The sequence below is a fragment of the Bradyrhizobium sp. 87 genome (assembly GCF_023073015.1).
Taxonomy (GTDB): Bacteria; Pseudomonadota; Alphaproteobacteria; order Rhizobiales; family Xanthobacteraceae; genus Bradyrhizobium; species Bradyrhizobium canariense_D.
In genome coordinates, this window is the sequence record NZ_JADPIQ010000148.1 from 121,842 (window position 1) to 139,709 (window position 17,868).

Sequence of the window (17,868 nt, forward strand, 5' to 3'; positions counted from 1 at the left end):
CTCGATAGCCCATTGACGTCTCTGGAATACTGGATCGCCCGGTCAAGCCGGGCGATGACAGCGGAGTGAATCTGGCACGGACATTGCTCCTCTTTAGAACGGTTTGAACGTTCCGGAGGCAGATGATGTTGCAGGCGGCGGCCAATGTGGTTCGCGGGACGGTTCCCGCAACGGTCCGGCCTACCGGCGGTTCCTCGCTGCTGCTCACCGAGAACCAGCAATGGATCGGCGGACCGCCGCCCTTGATGGACAAGCTCAGCCAGCGCGAGCGGGAGCTGGTGCTGAAGCAGGGCCGCCGAAAAGTGCTCAACCGTGGCCAGACGCTGTTCAGCCAGGGTGGCAAGCATGACGGTATCTGGCTGATCGAGAGCGGCCGGATCCGGGTGTTCTACACCTCTCCGCTCGGCCGCGAGATCACGCTGGCCTATTGGCATGTCGGCAATTTCGTCGGCGGGCCGGAAGTGTTCGAAGGCACCGTGCATCAATGGTCCGGCGTTGCATCCAGCAATTGCAGCGTGGTGCATCTGCCCGGAAAGGAGCTACGATCCCTTGCGGTCGAGATCCCGAACCTCGCGATCGGCCTGATCGAAGGCCTGACCTTCAAGGGCAAGTGCTATTCGGCGCTGGCCCAGATGTTGGGAACGCGCTCGATCACACAGCGCCTTGCGCATCTGTTGCTGCATCTCGTCGACCTCTATGGCGTCGATGACGCCGACGGCCGGGTGATCGCGGCCGCCTTCACCCATGCCGATATCGCCCACATGGTCGGTGCCACCAGGCAATGGGTCACGATCAGCCTGAAGCGCATGCAGGAAAAGGGAATCGTGCTGACCAAGCGCTCGCAGATCGTGGTCTGCCGGTCCGACGTGCTGGAAGAGATGCGAGGGCAGGCGGCCGACTGACCGAGCTTGCGACCAGGGCCGGTGCCCATGCAAGCGGCTTAATAGTGCAGGACTGCCCAAGGAGTATGCAATCAACTTTTCCCGGCAACTAATCGACTGTGGCGCTCATTCCGGATTTGCCCTGCCCACGCCCTCACCCAATCATGGCAACCACAGCACATCCAACCGAATGAGGATGAGAATGGTCCGCCATCTTCCCACGCTCTCGATCGCGATGTCGGTGACGTCGCTGGCGCTTCTCCTCGCGCAGCCGGCCGCGGCGGAAACCGTCACGCTGGGCATCGGAACGCAGGACACCACAACCAACACGGTGACCGCCGGCGTCGTCATCCGCCAGCTCCATCTCCTCGAAAAATATCTGCCGAAAGACGGCAAATACGCCAACATCAAGTTCGAGCTGGAGTGGCAGAACTTCACCTCCGGCCCGCCCGTCACCAACGCGATGATGGCCAACAAGCTGCAGATCGGCATGATGGGCGACTATCCGCTGATCGTGAACGGCTTCACTTTTGACAGCAATCCCGAGAGCAAGAGCCGGCTGATCGGCATCGCCGCCTACAGCCTGTCGGGCTCCGGCAACGGCATCGTCGTTCACAAGGATTCGCCCTACTACGATCTCGCCGATCTCAAGGGCAAGCTCGTGAGCGTGCCGTTCGGCTCGGCCGCACACGGCATGGTGTTGAAGGCGATGCAGGACCGCGGCTATGCATCGGATTTCTTCCAGCTGGTGAGCCAGAGTCCGGAGGTCGGCTCGACCAATCTCCAGGAGAAGAAGATCGACGCGCATGCCGACTTCGTTCCGTTCGCCGAGTTGCTGCCGTTCCGCGGTTTTGCGCGAAAGATCTTCGACGGCGTCGAGACCAATCTCCCGACTTTCCACGGCATCGTGGTGCGAACCGATTTCGCCGAAAAATATCCCGAAGTCGTCGTCGCCTACTTCAAGGCGGTGATCGCCGCCAATCAATGGCTGCGCGACGATCCCAAGCTCGCCGCCGAGAAGATCCAGGAATGGACCGGCATCAGCAAGGAGGTCGTCTATATCTTTCTCGGCCCCAGCGGCAACATGACGACCGATCCCTCGATCAAGCCGGCGCTGATCGACGCTGCCACGGCCGACGTCAAGGTGCTGCAGAACCTCGGCCGGATGAAGGAGTTCGACCCGAAGAAATGGGTCGACGACAGCTACATCCGCAAAGCCTATGCCGAGATGAAGCTCGACTATGACGCGCAGCTTGCGAGCACCAAGAACTACGAGATCTCCGGCGACGATTCCTTCTGCAAGAAACCGATCGCCGATCCGCGCAAGGCCGGCGAGGTCTGGGTCGACGATTCAGGCATCGTGCCCTTCTCGTCAGCCAGCTGCACGCTCGGGGCCTATGCCGACTACAAAGCCAAGGGCAAGAAGATCAACGTCGCCTACGTTTTCGATACAACCCGCGGCATCAAGCTGTTCGCCGACCAGGCTTTCTTCGCGGTCGGCAATGGCGAGGTTGCGCCGTTCCTGTTGAAAAAGGACGCCGAAGCCTATGCCGCCAAGATCAGCGGCAAGGTGCTCGGCTTCGACGACGCGGTGAAGGCGGCGGTCGGCGGGGGTAAGACGTGAGCAGTCCCGCCCTCCGCAGACATTCCGAGGACAGCATGCCGGCAAGTGCAATCGCGGAGGCAAGCGCCATGCCCGCCTCCACGCCACCCGCGTCTCCACCCTCCTTCGGCACGCTCGCACTGCGCTGGTACCGGCTCAACCGGGGCGGGCTGCGCGCGACCGCGATCGGCATCATCTCGCTGCTCGCCTTCTTGCTGGTCTGGCATCTGCTGACAACCTATCGCGTCGTGTTCTTCGTGCGCTTCACCAACGTGCCCTCGCCGCTCGCGGTCTATGCGAGCTTCACCAAGGCGATCCACGATCCGAAATTCCTGCTGCACGTCCTCTTGAGCTGCCGCCGCATCTTCTTCGGTTTCTCGCTCGCGGCGATCGTCGCGGTGCCGCTCGGCCTGATCATGGGCCGCTTCAAGCTCGTCCACGAGATCATCTTTCCCGTGGCGGAGGTGCTGCGGCCGATCCCGGCGATCGCCTGGGTGCCGATGGCGATCATGCTGTGGCCGACCAACGAGCAGAGCATCGTCTACATCACGTTCCTCGGATCGTTCTTCCCGATCCTGGTCAACACGCTGCACGGCATGTCGCTGGTCGATCCCGTGCTGGTGCGTGCCGCGCAATGTCTCGGCGCGCGGGAGCGCTCGATCTTCCGCGATGTGTATTTTCCGGCCTCGCTCCCGCACATCTTCACCGGCCTCACCGTCGGCATGGGCGTGGCCTGGGTGTCGCTGATCGCTGCCGAGATGATCTCCGGACAGTACGGCATCGGCTATTTCACCTGGGAGGCCTATTCGCTGGTCCAGTATGCCGACATCGCGCTCGGCATGATCGCGATCGGCGTGCTTGGCCTCGGATCGAGCATGTTGATCCGAGGCGCCGGACAATTGGTGATGCCGTGGAGGTCAAGATGAGTGAGATCGTTGTCAAGGCACCGCAGGGCCATATCGAGGTCAAGAACTTCTCCCTCAGCTACGACAGCATCGAGGGGCCGGTCGAAGCCGTCGCCGATACGCAGATTCATGTGAAGCCTGGCGAGTTCGTCTCGATCGTCGGGCCCTCCGGCTGCGGAAAGTCGACGCTGCTCAACGCGGTTGCCGGCTTCCTCAAGCCGACCACGGGCATCGTCACCGTCGACGGCGAGAAGGTGAACGGCCCCAGCGCGGAGCGCGGCATGGTGTTTCAGCAATATTCGCTGTTTCCCTGGAAGACCGTGCGGGAGAACGTCGAGTTCGGCCTGAAGATGCGCGGCATGCCGCGCTCGCAGCGCGAGCGCGCCGCCCGCACGCTGCTGGGACTCGCGGGCCTCGAAGCCTTCGAAAAGCATTACCCCGAGAAACTCTCAGGTGGCATGAAGCAGCGCGTTGGCATCGTCCGCGCGCTCGCGACGGGACCCAAAGTGTTGCTGCTCGACGAACCCTTCGGCGCGCTCGACGCGCAGACCCGGGTCATCATGCAGCAGATCCTCACCAACATGTGGCAGCGGCTGAAGATCTCGGTGCTATTCGTCACCCACGACATCGACGAGGCGATCTTCCTGTCCGACCGTGTCTACTGCATGACCGCACGCCCCGGCTCGATCAAGGCGGAGATTCCGATCCCGCTGGAGCGGCCGCGGCAGCAGTCGATGATGATGTCGTCGGAATTCCTGGCATTGCGCCGCGGACTGATGTCGCTGATCCGCGAGGAGAGCATCAAGGCGATGGGCGGCGAGCTCAACGACATGGGCATGCAGGGGCTGAACATCGAGCTGCACGGGCACTCGCTCGCGGATGTGATTTAGGGATCTTCGACTTGCGCGCTGACTTCCTTCCCCCTTGTGGGAGAAGGAAGTGGAGTATGCGCAGCAGCTTGCCTTACTTGAACCAGTGCACCAGCGCGATGCTAATGCCGAGCAGCAGCAGTAGCGACAAGGTCACGGCCGCCGTCACCCGTCCCCCGACATTGGCAAGCACCTTCACATCGACGCCGAGGCCAAGCGCGGCCATCGATACCACCGTGAGAAAACCCGTGATCCGCGTGATCGGGGCAATCACCGTGGACGGCACGATCTCGAGCGAGCGCAAGGTCGCCAGCGCAAGGAAGCCGAGGATGAACCACGGGACCAGGCGGAAGAAGCCGACATTGGTCTTCTTGGCATCGCTGTGCCAGCGCGACGCCGTCAGCGAGAGGCCGACGACCACCGGCCCGAGCATCAGCACGCGCATCAGCTTGACGAGCGTGCCGATCTGCGTCGAGACGAGTCCCGCCGGCACCGTCGCAGCCAGCACCTGCGGCACGGCATAGACAGTGAGGCCTGCAAGGATGCCGTATTGCGTAGCCGATAGCTGCAGCAGCGGAATCAGCAGCGGCAGGCCGAGCACCATCATCACGCCGAGGATCGCGGTGAAGGAGATGGAGGATGCGATCTCGTCATTGTTGGCGCCGATGATCGGCGCCACCGCCGCAATCGCCGAATTGCCGCAGATCGAGTTTCCGCAGGCGATCAGGATCGAGAGCCGCGTCGAGAGACCAAGCAGCCGGCTGATGCCGAAGGAAACGCAGAGCGCGACCACAACGACGGCCGCGATCGAGGCCAACAGCGCGACGCCGGACGCCGCGATAGCAGCGAAGCTGATCGAGGCCCCCAGCAGCATGACGGCGACTTCGAGCAGCTGCTTGGCGCTGAAGGCGATGCCGGACTGCCAGCGCGGCGCGGGCTTCCAAAAGCTGCGCACAGCCATGCCGAGCAAGATCGCCATCACCAGCGCCTCGACATAGGGATGTTCGAAGATGCCCAATTCCGCCCGTTCGAGCAGGGCCGAAACGCCGGCCACGGCGATGCAGAGGAGGATCCCGGGAATCAGCGCGACGATGCGGCTGATGGCCGTGGTCCGCTTGGCGTCGGCCGGGCTGGATGCTTGATTCTGCGACACAAATCTCTCCCCAAGGAGAAGGATTTATACGCAGCGCCATCCGATTGGGGAATAAGTTTTCGACATATCAGGGCCGAGCGAAGTTCTATCCTCAATCCGGAATAATCTGGCTCGGAAGATCAGGCGCCCGTTGGAAGATCAGGCGCGCCTTAGAAGATCAGGCTCTTGGCCAGCGAGGCGACGCGGCTGAAGCCGTCATAGACGCCGGGCTCGAAGAAGGCCGCGCGCGCCAGCACGATACCGGCGACCAGCGACCAGAACAGCCCGGTGCCGACCCGCAGCAGCAGCTTTGACCCGCGCGAGCGCGGCTGGGTGTCCGTTGCGGACACCAATTGCTCGCCGAAAGGCTCAAACCTGGTGCGTTCCATAGCAGTCAATCCATCAATTTCTGATGGAAATGTCGTCGTTTCGGCCCCAAACAGCAATGGAAGCGATTGGCTTTTTTGCCTCCCGAAGAGGAAACTCCTTCCGCCGGACGGACCCGGGGCAATAGTTTTCTTCTTCCGGCCTATTTGAGCACCGGCGCCACGGCGAGCAGGTAGCGCCGCGCGTATGAAAGGAATCTGCCAATGCCAAACCCCCGCGTGCGCGTCTACACCGACTACAAGAGCTCCTACGCGTTCGTGGCCAACAAGCGCCTATTCGAACTGCAGGAGACGCACGGCGTCGAGCTCGAATGGCTGCCCTATACGCTGCGCGTTGCCGAATTCATGGGGATCGTGGAAGAGCGCACGCCGCATTTCTGGCGCAAGGTGCGCTACGCCTATATGGACGCCCGGCGCTATGCCAATGCGCAAGGGCTCGTCATGAAAGGGCCTAGGCGGATCTACGACGCGTTCTATTCCAGCGTCGGCATGCTGTTCGCCCAACAGCACCGCTTCTTCCGTCCGTATCACGACACGGTGTTTCGTCGGTTCTGGAGGCATGAGCTCGAGATCGACGATCTCGCCGCAATCACGGACGTCATCACGTCCTGCGGTGGCTCGGCCAGCGAGTTCGAAGCCTACGTCCATGGCCCCGCACGCGCCGAGCATGACCGCATCATCGACGAGGCCGAAGTGCTCGGCGTGTTCGGCGTGCCGACCATGGTGTTCAACGGCGAGCTGTTTTGGGGCGGCGACCGCATCGACATGTTGATCGAACGCATCGAGAAGCCCGGGACGATCGAGGCAGCTCTCGGCAGCCGCCATCGCAAGCCGGCATGAGCAGCAACGCTACGCCGCTAGCCCGCTCTCCACCGGAGCAAACTCCAGCCCGAGGCTCTCCGCCACCGCCTTGTTGGTGATACGGCCGCGATGCACATTCAGCCCGTTGCGCAGGTGTGGATTTTCCAAGATCGCAGCAAAACCCTTGTTCGCGAGCATCAAGCCGAACGGCAGCGTCGCGTTGTTCAGCGCCTGGCTCGACGTCACCGGCACCGCGCCGGGCATATTGGCCACGCAATAATGCACGATGCCGTCGACAAGATAGGTCGGATCGGCATGCGTGGTCGGGTGCGAGGTCTCGAAGCAGCCGCCCTGATCGATCGCGACGTCGACCAGCACGGCGCCTGGGCGCATCGATGTCAGCATCGCACGCGTGACGAGCTTGGGCGCACTCGCGCCCGGCACCAGTACCGCGCCGATCACGACGTCGGCGGCGAACACCTCCTCCTCGACCGACTCGATGGTGGAGAAGCGGGTGCGCACGCGTCCGACAAAGAGATCATCAAGCTCCCGCAACCTTGGAATGGAGCGGTCGATCACGGTGACTTCGGCGCCAAGGCCCGCGGCCATGCGCGCGGCTTGCGTTCCCACCACGCCGCCGCCGAGCACGACGACCCGCGCCGGCTGCACGCCAGGGACACCGCCCAGCAGCAGCCCGCGACCGCCAGCGGAGCGCTTGAGCGCGGCGCCGGCGGCCTCGATAGCGAGGCGGCCGGCGACTTCGCTCATCGGCGCAAGCAGGGGGAGGTGACCGGCCGCGTCGGTGACGGTTTCATAGGCGATCGCAGTACAGCCGGAGGCGAGCAAACCCCTGGCCTGTTCGGGATCCGGCGCAAGATGAAGGTAAGTAAACAGGATCTGGCCTTCGCGGAGCTGGGGCCACTCGCTTGTCTGCGGCTCCTTCACCTTCACGATCATGTCGGACTTCGCGAAGATGTCGCGCGCGCTCTCGGCAATGGTGGCCCCTGCCCGCCGGTAGTCTTCGTCGGAGGCGCCGATGCCGCCGCCCGCACCGGTCTCGACCGTCACCTCGTGCCCCGCGGCGACATATTCGCGGACCGCACCCGGGGTGAGCCCGACGCGATATTCCTGCACTTTGATTTCCTTGGGCACACCGACGCGCATCCCGGGCCTCCTTGTGATTCACCTCATGATCGTAGCGACGTGCCCTGTTTGGTTTCGTGCAAATATCCGCTAGCTTTGGCCTCCCTGCGCCGGTTTCCGGCGCGCAAACGCCCTTTCACGCTGGAAACGAAACCTTGGCCCTCGACAGGAAAGATCTCGCCATCCTCGCGGAGCTCACGACCAACGCGCGGGCCAGTCACACCGAGCTCGCGCACAAGGTCGGGCTATCAAGCACCGCGCTCGCGCGGCGGCAGAAGGCGCTGCAAGACGACGGCTATATCCAGGGCTATCAGGCCACGCTCGACCTCGCGCAGTTCGGCCTCACCACCACGGTGCTGGTCCGTATCGCGCTGGAAAGCCAGAGCGATGAGGCGCTGAAGGCGTTCGAGGCGGAGGTGGTGAAATGCCCGTCCGTCGTGCGCTGCTTCCTGATGTCGGGGACCGACGACTACATCCTGATCGTGCTCGCCCGCGATATCCAGGATTTCGAGCGCATCCACCGCATGGAGCTGTCGCGCCTGCCGCGCGTCGCGAGGGTACAATCGAGCTTCGCGCTGCGCGAAGTTGTCGACCGCGCCGTGCCGAATGTGGTGTTCGGCGAAGCAAAGCGCTGACCGCAACCTCTCGGAAAGGCGAACTGCTGGCAAGGAACCAACCGGTCGGTGGTCCGTTGGGCGCTATTGGCCGGCGGAGGCGTGCCCCCGCGTCAACACGGCTGACGTCCGGCACGGTCGCCGTCGCAGGGAGCAGGACATGGGCGATGTCACGCATCAGATTTCCGAACGCATTCCGATCCATCTTGTCGTCAACGGCGTCAGTCACACGCTCGATCTCGTGCCATGGACCACATTGCTCGATGCCTTGCGGGACCATCTTGCACTGAGCGGCACCAAGAAGGGCTGCGACCATGGTCAGTGCGGCGCCTGCACGGTGCTGGTGGACGGCCGGCGCGTCAATTCCTGTCTCACGCTCGCCGTCATGAAGGACGGCGCGGAGATCACGACTGTCGAAGGTCTTGCCAAGGATGGCGCGCTGCATCCCCTGCAACAGGCGTTCATCGACCATGACGCCTTCCAGTGCGGCTATTGCACGCCGGGACAGATATGCTCGGCGGCCGGACTGCTCGCCGAAGGCCGTGCCAAAGATACCGACGAGATCCGGGAGCTGATGAGCGGAAACCTTTGCCGCTGCGGCGCCTATCCAAACATCGTCGCCGCCATCCAGCAGGCAATGGGCCAGCCATGAACAACTTCCAGTACGCTCGAGCCACTGATGTCGCCGACGCCATCCGCTTGCTCGCCGCCGGTCCCGGCGCCAAACTGATTGCCGGCGGCACCAATCTGATCGACCTGATGAAAGAGAATGTCGAGCGCCCCTCCCGGCTGATCGACATTTCCCGCCTGCCGCTCCGCAAGGTCGAAGAGACGCCCGACGGGTCCTTGCGCATCGGCGCCTTGGTGCCGAACTCGGACCTCGCCTATCATCCATTGATCGAGCAGCGCTATCCCCTGCTCGCCAGCGCCATCCTGGCCGGCGCCTCGGCGCAACTGCGCAACATGGCATCGGTCGGCGGCAATCTGATGCAACGAACGCGCTGCGCTTATTTCTATGACACGGCCACGCCGTGCAACAAGCGACATCCCGGCAGCGGCTGCTCGGCAATGGACGGGCTGAACCGCAACCATGGGATCCTGGGCACGAGCGCCGCCTGCATCGCGACCAATCCATCCGACATGAGCGTGGCGCTCGCCGCGCTCGATGCGCTCGTGCACATCGCGGGTCCCTCCGGCGAACGCACCATCGCGCTGACCGATCTCCATCGGCTGCCCGGCGACAAGCCTCATGTCGATACCAATCTCGGCACCGGCGAGATCATCACCGGGATTGAGCTTCCGCCGCGCGGCTTTGCTCAAAACTACAGCTATCTAAAAATTCGCGACCGGATGTCTTATGCTTTTGCTTTGGTCTCGGTTGCCGCCGCGCTCGAATTGGAGGGCAACGCGATCAGCGGGGCACGCGTGGCGGTCGGCGGCGTGGCTCACAAGCCTTGGCGCAGCCTCGAGGCCGAAGCTACGTTGCGCGGCCAGGCCGCAACGCCCGATCACTTCTCGCACGCCGCGGATCTCTTGCTCCAGGGAGCAACAGCCCGCTCACATAACGGCTTCAAGGTCGAGCTCGCACGCCGCGCCATCGTGCGGACGCTGACACAGGCGGCGAACGCCACGCCGCAATCTCAGGCGCACAAGAAGATCGCGTGAGGACCCCATGAACGCTTATGTCGGAACGCCAACGTCGCGTGTCGACGGCCGAGCCAAGGTCACCGGCGCCGCCAAATACGCCGGCGAATTTCCAGCCGACAAGCTCCTCCATGGCTTCGTGGTCGAGGCCATCATTCCATGCGGGCGCATTGCCCGCCTCGACGCGAGCGAGGCGTTGAAGGTCGAGGGCGTACTCAACGTGCTCACGCATGCGAACCGTCCGCCGCTGGCCGACAAGGACGAGGCGTGGAAGGACGAGGTGGCGCCCGAGGAAGGCTCGCCTTTCCGTCCGCTTTATGATGACAAGATCAAGTTCAATGGCCAGCCGATCGCACTTGTCGTCGCAGAGGACTGGGAAACCGCGAAATTCGCCGCGACGCTCGTGCGGGTCGAATATGAGCAGCATGGTTTTGCAACCGACCTCGAAGGCGAACGCAGCAACGCCGCCGAGAAGAACGAGCCGCATAAACCGCGGGGCGACGCCGCAGCCGCCCTTGCGGGAGCTGATGTGCGCCACGAGGCGGACTACGTGATACCGACCGAGCATCACAACCCGATGGAGCTCTATGCGACCACGGCGGTCTGGGACAGCAATGGCAAGCTCACGATCTACGACAAGACCCAAGGCGTCCAGAACGTCCACAAATTTCTCTGCAGCGTGTTCGACAAGAAGCCGGACGACATTCGCGTGGTCTCGCCGTACGTCGGCGGCGCCTTCGGCTCCGGCTTGCGGCCGCAATATCAGGTGGTGTTGGCAACACTCGGCGCGCTCGCGCTGAAGCGGTCCGTTCGCGTCGTACTGACGCGGCAGCAGATGTACGGGCTCGGCTACCGGCCGATGACCATCGAGCGCGTCGGGCTCGGCGCAAGATCCGATGGCGCCCTCGACGCGGTCACGCACGAGGCGATTGCCGTCACCTCGCGCTATGAGGATTTTGCCCGCAACGATACCGGCTGGGCCGAACAGCTCTACAAGAGCCCGAACAGCCGCTTCTCCCACAAGCTGGTGCACCTTGACGTCTCCACCCCCTGCGACATGCGCGCACCGGGCGCTGCGTCGGGCGTCTGCGCGCTGGAATGCGCGATGGACGAGCTCGCCGTCGCACTCAAGCTCGACCCGATCGAATTGCGGCTGAAGTGCTACTCGGATCGCGACCAGAGCGAAAACCTGCCCTACACCAGCAAGCAGTTGCGCGAATGCTACGCGCGCGGCGCGGACGCCTTCGGCTGGAGCAGACGCGATCCTGCGCCGCGCTCGATGCGCGACGGCAAGGATCTGATCGGCTGGGGCATGGCGACGGGTGTGTGGGAAGCACTGCAGATGCCGGTCGCCGTCCGTATCGTGCTGACGTCGAACGGACATGCCGAGGTGTCCTGCGCCGCATCCGACATCGGCACCGGCACCTACACCATTGTGGCTCAGGTCGCAGCCGATGCGCTCGGCCTGCCGATTGAGAACATCAGCGTCCGGCTCGCAGATTCCAGTCTGCCGCAGGCGCCTGTGGAGGGCGGCTCCTGGATGGCCGCTTCGAGCGCGCATGCGGTGCTCGCAGCCGCCGAGGAAGTGCGCAAGGAACTGTTACGCCTGGCCGGGAAGATGCCAGGCTCGCCGCTCGCCGGCGCCGAGCTAGCCGATACGGTGCTGACCGACGGCAGCATTGCCAGCTCCAGCAACAACAGCCGCGCGGTCTCGATCGCCGACGCGATGCGTCACGGCGGCGTCGAACGCATCGAGAAGGAAAAGCTCAATCAATTCGGCGAGGACAAGAAGCACGCGCGTAACACCCACTCGGCCGTCTTCGCCGAGGTCAAGGTGGACGAAGAGCTAAACGTCATTCGCGTGACGCGGGTCGTGAGCGCCGTCGCGGCCGGGCGGATTCTCAACACCAAGACAGGCCGCAGCCAGATCATGGGCGGCGTGGTCTGGGGGATTGGGATGGCCCTGCACGAGGAGACGGTGATGGATCACCGCTTCGGGCGGATCATGAACGCGAACATCGCCGAGTACCACATTCCCGTGAATGCCGATGTTCACGACATCGACGTGATCTTCGTCGACGAGCCGGACGCGCACATCAACGCGCTCGGCATCAAGGGGCTGGGAGAGATCGGCATCGTCGGCGTTCCCGCCGCGATCGCGAACGCCGTCTATCACGCCACCGGCAAACGCATCCGTCGATTTCCGATCACACTGGACAAGCTGCTCGACTGAGACGGTGCAGCAGTCCCCTCTCGGCGCCGGCGTCACCTCACGGCGCCCGGCCGCCAGGCCTCACGAGGGAAAGTCAGCCGGTCTGACTTGGATGCGGTCGGCATGCAGCGACCAGTGGTGCAACGCCTGATCCTCGCAAAACCTCGCCTTCGCCCGCTCTCTGGCTTCGTCCTCGTCGGAAGCGTCGATCTCGAGCGTGCCCTGGCACACCTCGATCTGCCGGCCGTACTGGCCGAGCACGTCCTTCATGAACCTGACCACATAAGTTGACATGGGACCTCCTGCCTGCCCCGGCGGCGCTCACTCTTATCCCATTTAGGCGGAATCCGGGAGGGAGATTTTGACACGGATCAAAGTCGGGCGCGGTTCCCCCCGCCGATCGTTCCGTGGCGCGTAGCGCTAACCGGGACATTGGGCAGCAGGAGCATCGCACCCCGGAAGGACAGAGCGACTGTCAACTACGCCGGCGTCACACCAAACGCCTGCTTGAATCGCTCCACATAGCGTGGCCAGACCTCCGGATTGATGATGCGCGGCGGCCGCTTGCCATCGAGCGTATCCAGCACCTGCTCGGCCGCGATGCGGCCCATGTTCTGCCGCGCCTCGATCGTGACGCCCGCGGTATGCGGGCTCGCCAGCACGTTGTCGAGCTGGAGCAGCGGATGCTCCGGCGGCGGCGGCTCCTTGGACCAGACGTCGAGACCGGCGCCCGCAATGCGCTTCTCGCGCAAGGCCTGGAGCAGCGCATCCTCATCGTGGATGAAGCCGCGCGCCGTGGTGATAAAGTACGCATGCGGCTGCATCAACGCAAATTCGCGCACGCTGATCATGTTGCGGCTGCGCTTGTCGAGCGGGCAGGAGATGGAGACGAAATCGGCGCGGCGCAGCAGCTCGTCGAGCTCGACCTTCTCGCCGCCCCGCTCGGCCATCACCTCGGCCGTGAGGTAAGGATCGTAGGCCAGCACCTTCATGCCGAACAGGCCCTTGCACAGCGCGGCGATGCGGCGACCGACATTGCCGAGGCCGACGATGCCGACGGTCTTGTGCTCGATCTCGTTGCCGACGAGTTCGTTGCGGTTGACGTTGGACTCCCTGCGGAGCTTGCGGTCGGACTGGATGATGCGCTTGGACAGCGTCAACATCATCGCCAGCGCATGCTCGGCGACCGAGTGGGCGTTGCCGCCGGACTGGTTGACGACCAGCACGCCGGCATCGGTGCAAGCCTCGACATCGACAGGATCGAATCCCGCGCCGTTGCTGGAGACGAGCAGCAGGTTCGGCGCGCGCCTCAGGAAGGCAGCATCGACATGGAAGTGCGGGGCCAGTTCGTCACGGGCGGCGCCGATCTGGTAGACATGAGCCGCCTCGATGATCGGCGCGAAATATTCCTCGGGGCTCTCGTTCTCGATGCGATCGAGCCGGACGTCGGGCCGCGCCTTCAGGATGTCGATATAGATCGGATTGGCCAGATATTTGACGTAGAAGACGCGCTTGCTGTTGACGGACATCAGGACCCTTCCGGCTTTCTCCAGGAGATCCGCAGGGCCAGCGCTTCGCGCGCTCCTGTCATGCGTTCCTCCGTTCTCTTGTTGTTGCCGCTTATGACACGGCGGCACCGGCTGCGGCAGGCCGTCTGGCGCAGATCACGGTGCAGTCCGGACATGTTGACAATCCCGCTGCCTGCGTCAAGTTCGGCAGACCGCCGCGACGGCCAAGACAAGGGCTAAGACGACGCCTAAGACAATGGCAAAGACCAAGAAGCATGCGCGGCCGAAGGGAGAACGCAATGCCGATTGCGGAGCAACAAACCTCGTCCGAGGCGGCGCAGACCTCCAGTGACAAGAGCTGGCACGGCATCATCCTGCAAACCTTAAAGCGGAATGAGATCAGCCTCGTCCCTTACGTGCCCGACCGCGTGCTGACGCCGCTGATCAAGAACCTGCACGCCGATCAGTTCTTCACCACCTTTGCCACCGCCCGCGAGGAGGAGGCCGTCGGCATCGTCTCGGGCGCCTGGATGGGCGGACGGCGCGGTGCGGTGCTGATGCAGACCTCAGGCTTTGCGACGCTCGCCAACGTGCTGGCCTCGCTCGCGGTGCCCTACCAGATTCCGCTTATCATGTTCGTGTCCGAGCGCGGCACGCTCGGCGAGTTCAACTACGGCCAGTCACTGGTCTGCCGCACCATGCGTCCGGTGCTGGATTCGCTGGCGCTGGAGCATCACACCATCACCCGGCTCGACGAGCTCGAATTCATTGCCGATCGTTCGATCAAGCAGGCCGTCACGACGCAGGCGCCAGTCGCGCTGATCCTCAACCCGCTGCTCACGGGCGGCAAGGTGTTCGACAAGTGAGTCCGGCCCAAATGAATACAGACGTGCGCAACACCAAAGTGATGAACCGCTTCGACGTCACCTCGCGCCTGATCGCGAAACTCGAGCACGAGGAAGCCGTGATCGGCGGCATCGGCAACACCAATTTCGACCTCTGGGCCGCCGGCCACCGTGCGCAAAATTTCTACATGCTCGGCAGCATGGGGCTCGCCTTCCCGATCGCGCTGGGCGTGGCGCTGGCGCAGCCGGACCGGCGCGTCTTTGCGCTCGAAGGCGACGGCTCGCTGCTGATGCAGCTCGGCGCACTCTCGACGATCGCGGCGTTGAAGCCGAAGAACCTCATCATGATCGTGATGGACAACGGCATCTACCAGATCACGGGCGCGCAGCCGACACCGGCCGCGAACGTGGCTGACATCGTCGCCATCGCAACCGGCTCCGGGCTTGCCAACAGCGCCTGGGCCGCGGACGAGGCGGATTTCGAGCGTCTGGTCGAGGAAGCCATGTCGGCCGGCGAGCCCAGCCTGATCGCCGTCCGCATCGATGACAAGCCCGGCGTCGGCGCCACCCGACGCGATCCCGTACAAATCCGGGAACGCTTCATGCACGGCCTTGGCGTGCGCGAGCCACTTTAACGGTTCGTCATTAACTACACGGCGATCTGATCCTGGCGCCTCGGCAGGCTGCTGCAATCCGTGCTAAGCGGTGCGGATGTCCATTTTGCTTCGCTCCTCTGCCTGGCTGCTTGCCGCCGCCGTCGCCTTTGCAACCCTCGGCCCGCCAGGCCTACGGCCCCATTCCGACCTTGGCCAGGACGGCGAACATGCCCTTGCCTTCGTCCTGGTGGGACTAGCCTTCGGCCTCGCCTATCCGCGCCGCCGCCTGTCGGCCACAGCGATCGCCGTGGTGCTGATCGGCCTGCTGGAACTGATGCAATTCTGGGCACCGGGACGGCATGCGCGGCTGGAGGACTTTCTGGTCGATGCCGGCACCACCTGCATCGGTTTCGCGCTGGCGGCCATCGCCGATTGGGCCATGACGCGGTTTCGCGCAAATCCGGCCCTGACGAGTCAAGGCCCCGCGGAGTGACGCTCCGCAGGGCCCGTCTCTTCAAAGCTCACGCTCCGGTCGATCAGTCGATGATCTTAACGACGCGGCGCGTGCGCGGCTCCACGATCACGCGGCGATCGTTCACGACCGCATAGCGATATTCGGTGTAGTTCGGCACGGGCCGCAGCACCACGGTCGGCGGCAGTGGCTCGCCGACCACGACGCGCTCGTGGACCACGACGGAATCATCGCGCGGAATTCCGCCGAGGATCGCATTCGGGATTTCCAGACCAGCGCCGACCGCCGCACCGACGGTACCACCGACCATCGCTCCGACCGGGCCGCCGATGTCGCCGCCCGCGCGAGCGCCGTCCCTGGCGCCCTGTTCGGTCGTCGACTGGGCAAAGGCTGCACTCGACGCCAGCAGCGACGCGGCAGCGAACGTAATCGCAAGACGGGTCTTCATGTGCTTATGTCTCCAGTGATTGTTGTGCGCCTTCAACCGCGGGGCCGGATCATTGTTCCGGTTCCCCGCCGGATCTAGGCAGAACTACAAGTGGAGACTGTTACCTGGTAACAGTTCAGGCTGCGGCGATCTCGTGCCGCGCCATCAGTTCCAGCGCACGCACCATTGCCGAGTGATCCCAACCCTTGCCGCCATGTGCGGTGCAAGACGAGAACAATTGCTGCGCCACTGCCGTGCTTGGCAGTGACAGGCCGAGCGCGCGGGCGCCTTCAAGCGCGAGGTTGAGATCCTTCTGATGCAGCTCGATGCGGAAGCCGGGATCGAAATTGCGCTTCACCATGCGCTCGCCATGCACTTCGAGAATCCGCGACGACGCAAAGCCGCCCATCAGGGCCTGCCGCACCAGCGCCGGATCCGCACCGGCTTTCGACGCGAACAGCAGCGCTTCGCTGACCGCCTCGATCGTCAACGCGACGATGATCTGGTTGGCGACCTTCGTCGTCTGGCCGTCGCCATTGGCGCCGACCCGGGTGACGTTCTTCCCCATCCGGTCGAAGATCGGCTTCATGGTGTTGAAGGCGCGCTCGGGGCCACCCACCATGATGGTGAGGCTTGCCGCCTTGGCACCGACCTCCCCGCCTGACACCGGTGCGTCGAGATAATCCGCGCCGAGCGCCTCGATCTTCTTCGCAAACTCCTTGGTCGCCAGCGGCGAGATTGAGCTCATGTCGACCACGATCTTCCCCTTGGAAATGCCGCCCGCGACGCCGTCCTTGCCGAACAGCACGGCCTCCACATGCGGCGTATCCGGCACCATGATGATGACCGCATCCGCCTCCTCCGCGACCTCCTTGCTTGACTTGCAGCCAACGCCGCCGGCCGCGATCAGCCCGGGCGCGACCGGCCCGACATCGTGCAGGAGAACGCGATGGCCTGCGGTCAGAAGATGGCCGGCCATCGGCCGTCCCATGGTGCCAAGTCCGATAAAGCCGATGTCGATCATGTCAACGTTTCCTCAGGTCTCGAACGTCTGCGCCGCGTGCCAGGACAGGCCTTCCAGCGTCGTGGTGCGCGGCTTGTATTCGCAGCCGACCCAGCCGCGGTAACCGATCGCGTCGAGATGGCGGAACAGGAAGGGATAGTTGATCTCGCCGGTGCCAGGCTCGTGACGGCCGGGGTTGTCGGCGAGCTGGATGTGCGCGATCTGCGGCAGGTATTCCTGCATAGTACGGGCGAGGTCGCCCTCCATGATCTGCATGTGGTAGATGTCGTACTGGACGAACAGATTGTTCGAGCGCACCTCGGAGATCAGCTGCACGGCCTGCTCGGTGCCGTTCAGAAAGAAGCCGGGGATGTCGAGCGTGTTGATCGGCTCGATCAGCAGCTTGATGTTTTCCCGCGCCAGCGTCGACGCCGCAAAGCGCAGATTCCCGACCAGCGTTTCGTTGAGCTCACGCGGATCGGCATCCGCAGGCGCGATGCCGACGAGACAGTTGAGCTGCTCGCAATCGAGCGCCTTGGCATAGTCGATGGCGCGAAACACGCCGTCCCTGAACTCGCTGATACGATCAGGCAGGATCGCGATGCCGCGCTCGCCCGCCGCCCAATTGCCGGCCGGCAGATTGTGCAGCACCTGCGTCAGCCCATGGCCGTCGAGTTGCTCGCGCAGCTGCGCCTTGTCGAATTCGTAGGGGAAGAGGTACTCGACCCCGCCGAAGCCCGCTGCTTTGGCCGCTGCGAAGCGGTCCACGAACGGCATTTCGTTGAAGAGCATGGTGAGGTTGGCGGCGAATTTCGGCATGATGCTAT

General features: G+C 63.8%; 20 protein-coding genes. 12 read left to right on the forward strand and 8 right to left on the reverse strand.

Annotation, left to right across the window (positions count from 1 at the left end):
• Nucleotides 1-125: 125 nt before the first annotated feature.
• From IVB50_RS39045 to IVB50_RS39060, 4 genes are all read left to right on the forward strand, one after another.
• Nucleotides 126-902, forward strand: a complete 777-nt coding sequence (locus tag IVB50_RS39045; protein WP_198293387.1) for a Crp/Fnr family transcriptional regulator — start codon at nucleotides 126-128, stop codon at nucleotides 900-902.
• Nucleotides 903-1,083: 181 nt separating this feature from the next.
• Nucleotides 1,084-2,505, forward strand: coding sequence for an ABC transporter substrate-binding protein (locus tag IVB50_RS39050; RefSeq protein WP_162496366.1), 1,422 nt, complete (start codon nucleotides 1,084-1,086; stop codon nucleotides 2,503-2,505).
• A gap of 35 nt (nucleotides 2,506-2,540) precedes the next feature.
• A complete protein-coding gene (locus IVB50_RS39055; RefSeq protein WP_198288234.1) occupies nucleotides 2,541-3,410 on the forward strand; it encodes an ABC transporter permease in 870 nt (289 codons plus the stop codon).
• Nucleotides 3,407-4,279 carry an ABC transporter ATP-binding protein gene (locus tag IVB50_RS39060; RefSeq protein ID WP_026233618.1) on the forward strand — a complete coding sequence of 291 codons (873 nt, stop codon included), beginning with the start codon at nucleotides 3,407-3,409 and terminating at the stop codon, nucleotides 4,277-4,279. The genes IVB50_RS39055 and IVB50_RS39060 overlap by 4 nt, the downstream gene beginning before the upstream one ends.
• 73 nt (nucleotides 4,280-4,352) lie before the next feature.
• On the opposite strand, the gene IVB50_RS39065 is transcribed toward IVB50_RS39060, so the two are convergent.
• Nucleotides 4,353-5,411 carry a putative sulfate exporter family transporter gene (locus IVB50_RS39065; RefSeq protein WP_085352331.1) on the reverse strand — a complete coding sequence of 353 codons (1,059 nt, stop codon included), beginning with the start codon at nucleotides 5,409-5,411 and terminating at the stop codon, nucleotides 4,353-4,355.
• Nucleotides 5,412-5,560: 149 nt separating this feature from the next.
• Nucleotides 5,561-5,779, reverse strand: coding sequence for a hypothetical protein (locus IVB50_RS39070; protein WP_007593267.1), 219 nt, complete (start codon nucleotides 5,777-5,779; stop codon nucleotides 5,561-5,563).
• 201 nt (nucleotides 5,780-5,980) lie between these two features.
• Between IVB50_RS39070 and IVB50_RS39075 the strand changes: the two genes are divergently transcribed.
• A complete protein-coding gene (locus tag IVB50_RS39075; RefSeq protein ID WP_247300161.1) occupies nucleotides 5,981-6,616 on the forward strand; it encodes a DsbA family protein in 636 nt (211 codons plus the stop codon).
• 9 nt (nucleotides 6,617-6,625) lie between these two features.
• On the opposite strand, the gene ald is transcribed toward IVB50_RS39075, so the two are convergent.
• Nucleotides 6,626-7,741, reverse strand: a complete 1,116-nt coding sequence (ald, locus tag IVB50_RS39080; RefSeq protein WP_018458604.1) for an alanine dehydrogenase — start codon at nucleotides 7,739-7,741, stop codon at nucleotides 6,626-6,628.
• A gap of 134 nt (nucleotides 7,742-7,875) precedes the next feature.
• On the opposite strand from ald, the gene IVB50_RS39085 reads away from it, so the two are divergent.
• From IVB50_RS39085 to IVB50_RS39100, 4 genes are all read left to right on the forward strand, one after another.
• Nucleotides 7,876-8,355 carry an Lrp/AsnC family transcriptional regulator gene (locus IVB50_RS39085; protein WP_018458603.1) on the forward strand — a complete coding sequence of 160 codons (480 nt, stop codon included), beginning with the start codon at nucleotides 7,876-7,878 and terminating at the stop codon, nucleotides 8,353-8,355.
• 139 nt (nucleotides 8,356-8,494) lie between these two features.
• Complete coding sequence (locus IVB50_RS39090) at nucleotides 8,495-8,986, forward strand: (2Fe-2S)-binding protein (protein WP_018458602.1); 492 nt, start codon at nucleotides 8,495-8,497, stop codon at nucleotides 8,984-8,986.
• Nucleotides 8,983-9,999 (forward strand): xanthine dehydrogenase family protein subunit M, encoded by a 1,017-nt coding sequence (locus IVB50_RS39095; RefSeq protein WP_018458601.1) that lies wholly within the window; start codon nucleotides 8,983-8,985, stop codon nucleotides 9,997-9,999. The genes IVB50_RS39090 and IVB50_RS39095 overlap by 4 nt, the downstream gene beginning before the upstream one ends.
• A 7-nt stretch (nucleotides 10,000-10,006) precedes the next feature.
• Nucleotides 10,007-12,211, forward strand: coding sequence for a xanthine dehydrogenase family protein molybdopterin-binding subunit (locus IVB50_RS39100; protein ID WP_018458600.1), 2,205 nt, complete (start codon nucleotides 10,007-10,009; stop codon nucleotides 12,209-12,211).
• Between the two features lie 60 nt (nucleotides 12,212-12,271).
• On the opposite strand, the gene IVB50_RS39105 is transcribed toward IVB50_RS39100, so the two are convergent.
• Together IVB50_RS39105 and IVB50_RS39110 are read right to left on the reverse strand one after the other, a co-directional pair.
• Nucleotides 12,272-12,484 (reverse strand): hypothetical protein, encoded by a 213-nt coding sequence (locus IVB50_RS39105; RefSeq protein WP_007608382.1) that lies wholly within the window; start codon nucleotides 12,482-12,484, stop codon nucleotides 12,272-12,274.
• A 185-nt stretch (nucleotides 12,485-12,669) separates the two neighbouring features.
• A complete protein-coding gene (locus tag IVB50_RS39110; protein WP_018458598.1) occupies nucleotides 12,670-13,719 on the reverse strand; it encodes a hydroxyacid dehydrogenase in 1,050 nt (349 codons plus the stop codon).
• A 278-nt stretch (nucleotides 13,720-13,997) separates the two neighbouring features.
• Between IVB50_RS39110 and IVB50_RS39115 the strand changes: the two genes are divergently transcribed.
• From IVB50_RS39115 to IVB50_RS39125, 3 genes are all read left to right on the forward strand, one after another.
• Nucleotides 13,998-14,564: a thiamine pyrophosphate-binding protein gene (locus tag IVB50_RS39115; protein WP_026233617.1), complete on the forward strand. Its 567-nt coding sequence runs from the start codon at nucleotides 13,998-14,000 to the stop codon at nucleotides 14,562-14,564.
• Between the two features lie 11 nt (nucleotides 14,565-14,575).
• Nucleotides 14,576-15,178: a thiamine pyrophosphate-dependent enzyme gene (locus tag IVB50_RS39120; RefSeq protein ID WP_018458596.1), complete on the forward strand. Its 603-nt coding sequence runs from the start codon at nucleotides 14,576-14,578 to the stop codon at nucleotides 15,176-15,178.
• A 76-nt stretch (nucleotides 15,179-15,254) separates the two neighbouring features.
• A complete protein-coding gene (locus IVB50_RS39125; protein WP_018458595.1) occupies nucleotides 15,255-15,632 on the forward strand; it encodes an antibiotic resistance protein VanZ in 378 nt (125 codons plus the stop codon).
• A gap of 43 nt (nucleotides 15,633-15,675) precedes the next feature.
• Here IVB50_RS39125 and IVB50_RS39130 read toward each other — a convergent pair whose 3' ends face one another.
• The 3 genes from IVB50_RS39130 to hyi all read right to left on the reverse strand — a co-directional run bounded on the left by IVB50_RS39130 (nucleotide 15,676) and on the right by hyi (nucleotide 17,860).
• Entirely contained in the window at nucleotides 15,676-16,059 is a 384-nt protein-coding gene (locus IVB50_RS39130) for a DUF1236 domain-containing protein (protein ID WP_018458594.1), read from the reverse strand.
• Nucleotides 16,060-16,174: 115 nt separating this feature from the next.
• Nucleotides 16,175-17,062 carry a 2-hydroxy-3-oxopropionate reductase gene (locus tag IVB50_RS39135; RefSeq protein WP_018458593.1) on the reverse strand — a complete coding sequence of 296 codons (888 nt, stop codon included), beginning with the start codon at nucleotides 17,060-17,062 and terminating at the stop codon, nucleotides 16,175-16,177.
• A 12-nt stretch (nucleotides 17,063-17,074) separates the two neighbouring features.
• Entirely contained in the window at nucleotides 17,075-17,860 is a 786-nt protein-coding gene (gene hyi / locus IVB50_RS39140; protein ID WP_018458592.1) for a hydroxypyruvate isomerase, read from the reverse strand.
• Nucleotides 17,861-17,868 lie beyond the last annotated feature (8 nt).

Bases quoted from the DNA above. Each gene is read 5' to 3' on its own strand.
- IVB50_RS39055 (WP_198288234.1), top strand. From the start codon at position 2,541: ATGCCGGCAAGTGCAATCGCGGAGGCAAGCGCCATGCCCGCCTCCACG.
- IVB50_RS39110 (WP_018458598.1), bottom strand. From the start codon at position 13,719: ATGTCCGTCAACAGCAAGCGCGTCTTCTACGTCAAATATCTGGCCAAT.
- IVB50_RS39100 (WP_018458600.1), top strand. From the start codon at position 10,007: ATGAACGCTTATGTCGGAACGCCAACGTCGCGTGTCGACGGCCGAGCC.
- IVB50_RS39135 (WP_018458593.1), bottom strand. From the start codon at position 17,062: ATGATCGACATCGGCTTTATCGGACTTGGCACCATGGGACGGCCGATG.
- IVB50_RS39130 (WP_018458594.1), bottom strand. From the start codon at position 16,059: ATGAAGACCCGTCTTGCGATTACGTTCGCTGCCGCGTCGCTGCTGGCG.
- IVB50_RS39075 (WP_247300161.1), top strand. From the start codon at position 5,981: ATGCCAAACCCCCGCGTGCGCGTCTACACCGACTACAAGAGCTCCTAC.
- IVB50_RS39105 (WP_007608382.1), bottom strand. From the start codon at position 12,484: ATGTCAACTTATGTGGTCAGGTTCATGAAGGACGTGCTCGGCCAGTAC.
- IVB50_RS39090 (WP_018458602.1), top strand. From the start codon at position 8,495: ATGGGCGATGTCACGCATCAGATTTCCGAACGCATTCCGATCCATCTT.
- IVB50_RS39095 (WP_018458601.1), top strand. From the start codon at position 8,983: ATGAACAACTTCCAGTACGCTCGAGCCACTGATGTCGCCGACGCCATC.
- hyi (WP_018458592.1), bottom strand. From the start codon at position 17,860: ATGCCGAAATTCGCCGCCAACCTCACCATGCTCTTCAACGAAATGCCG.
- IVB50_RS39125 (WP_018458595.1), top strand. From the start codon at position 15,255: ATGTCCATTTTGCTTCGCTCCTCTGCCTGGCTGCTTGCCGCCGCCGTC.
- IVB50_RS39060 (WP_026233618.1), top strand. From the start codon at position 3,407: ATGAGTGAGATCGTTGTCAAGGCACCGCAGGGCCATATCGAGGTCAAG.
- ald (WP_018458604.1), bottom strand. From the start codon at position 7,741: ATGCGCGTCGGTGTGCCCAAGGAAATCAAAGTGCAGGAATATCGCGTC.
- IVB50_RS39120 (WP_018458596.1), top strand. From the start codon at position 14,576: ATGAATACAGACGTGCGCAACACCAAAGTGATGAACCGCTTCGACGTC.
- IVB50_RS39115 (WP_026233617.1), top strand. From the start codon at position 13,998: ATGCCGATTGCGGAGCAACAAACCTCGTCCGAGGCGGCGCAGACCTCC.
- IVB50_RS39070 (WP_007593267.1), bottom strand. From the start codon at position 5,779: ATGGAACGCACCAGGTTTGAGCCTTTCGGCGAGCAATTGGTGTCCGCA.
- IVB50_RS39050 (WP_162496366.1), top strand. From the start codon at position 1,084: ATGGTCCGCCATCTTCCCACGCTCTCGATCGCGATGTCGGTGACGTCG.
- IVB50_RS39045 (WP_198293387.1), top strand. From the start codon at position 126: ATGTTGCAGGCGGCGGCCAATGTGGTTCGCGGGACGGTTCCCGCAACG.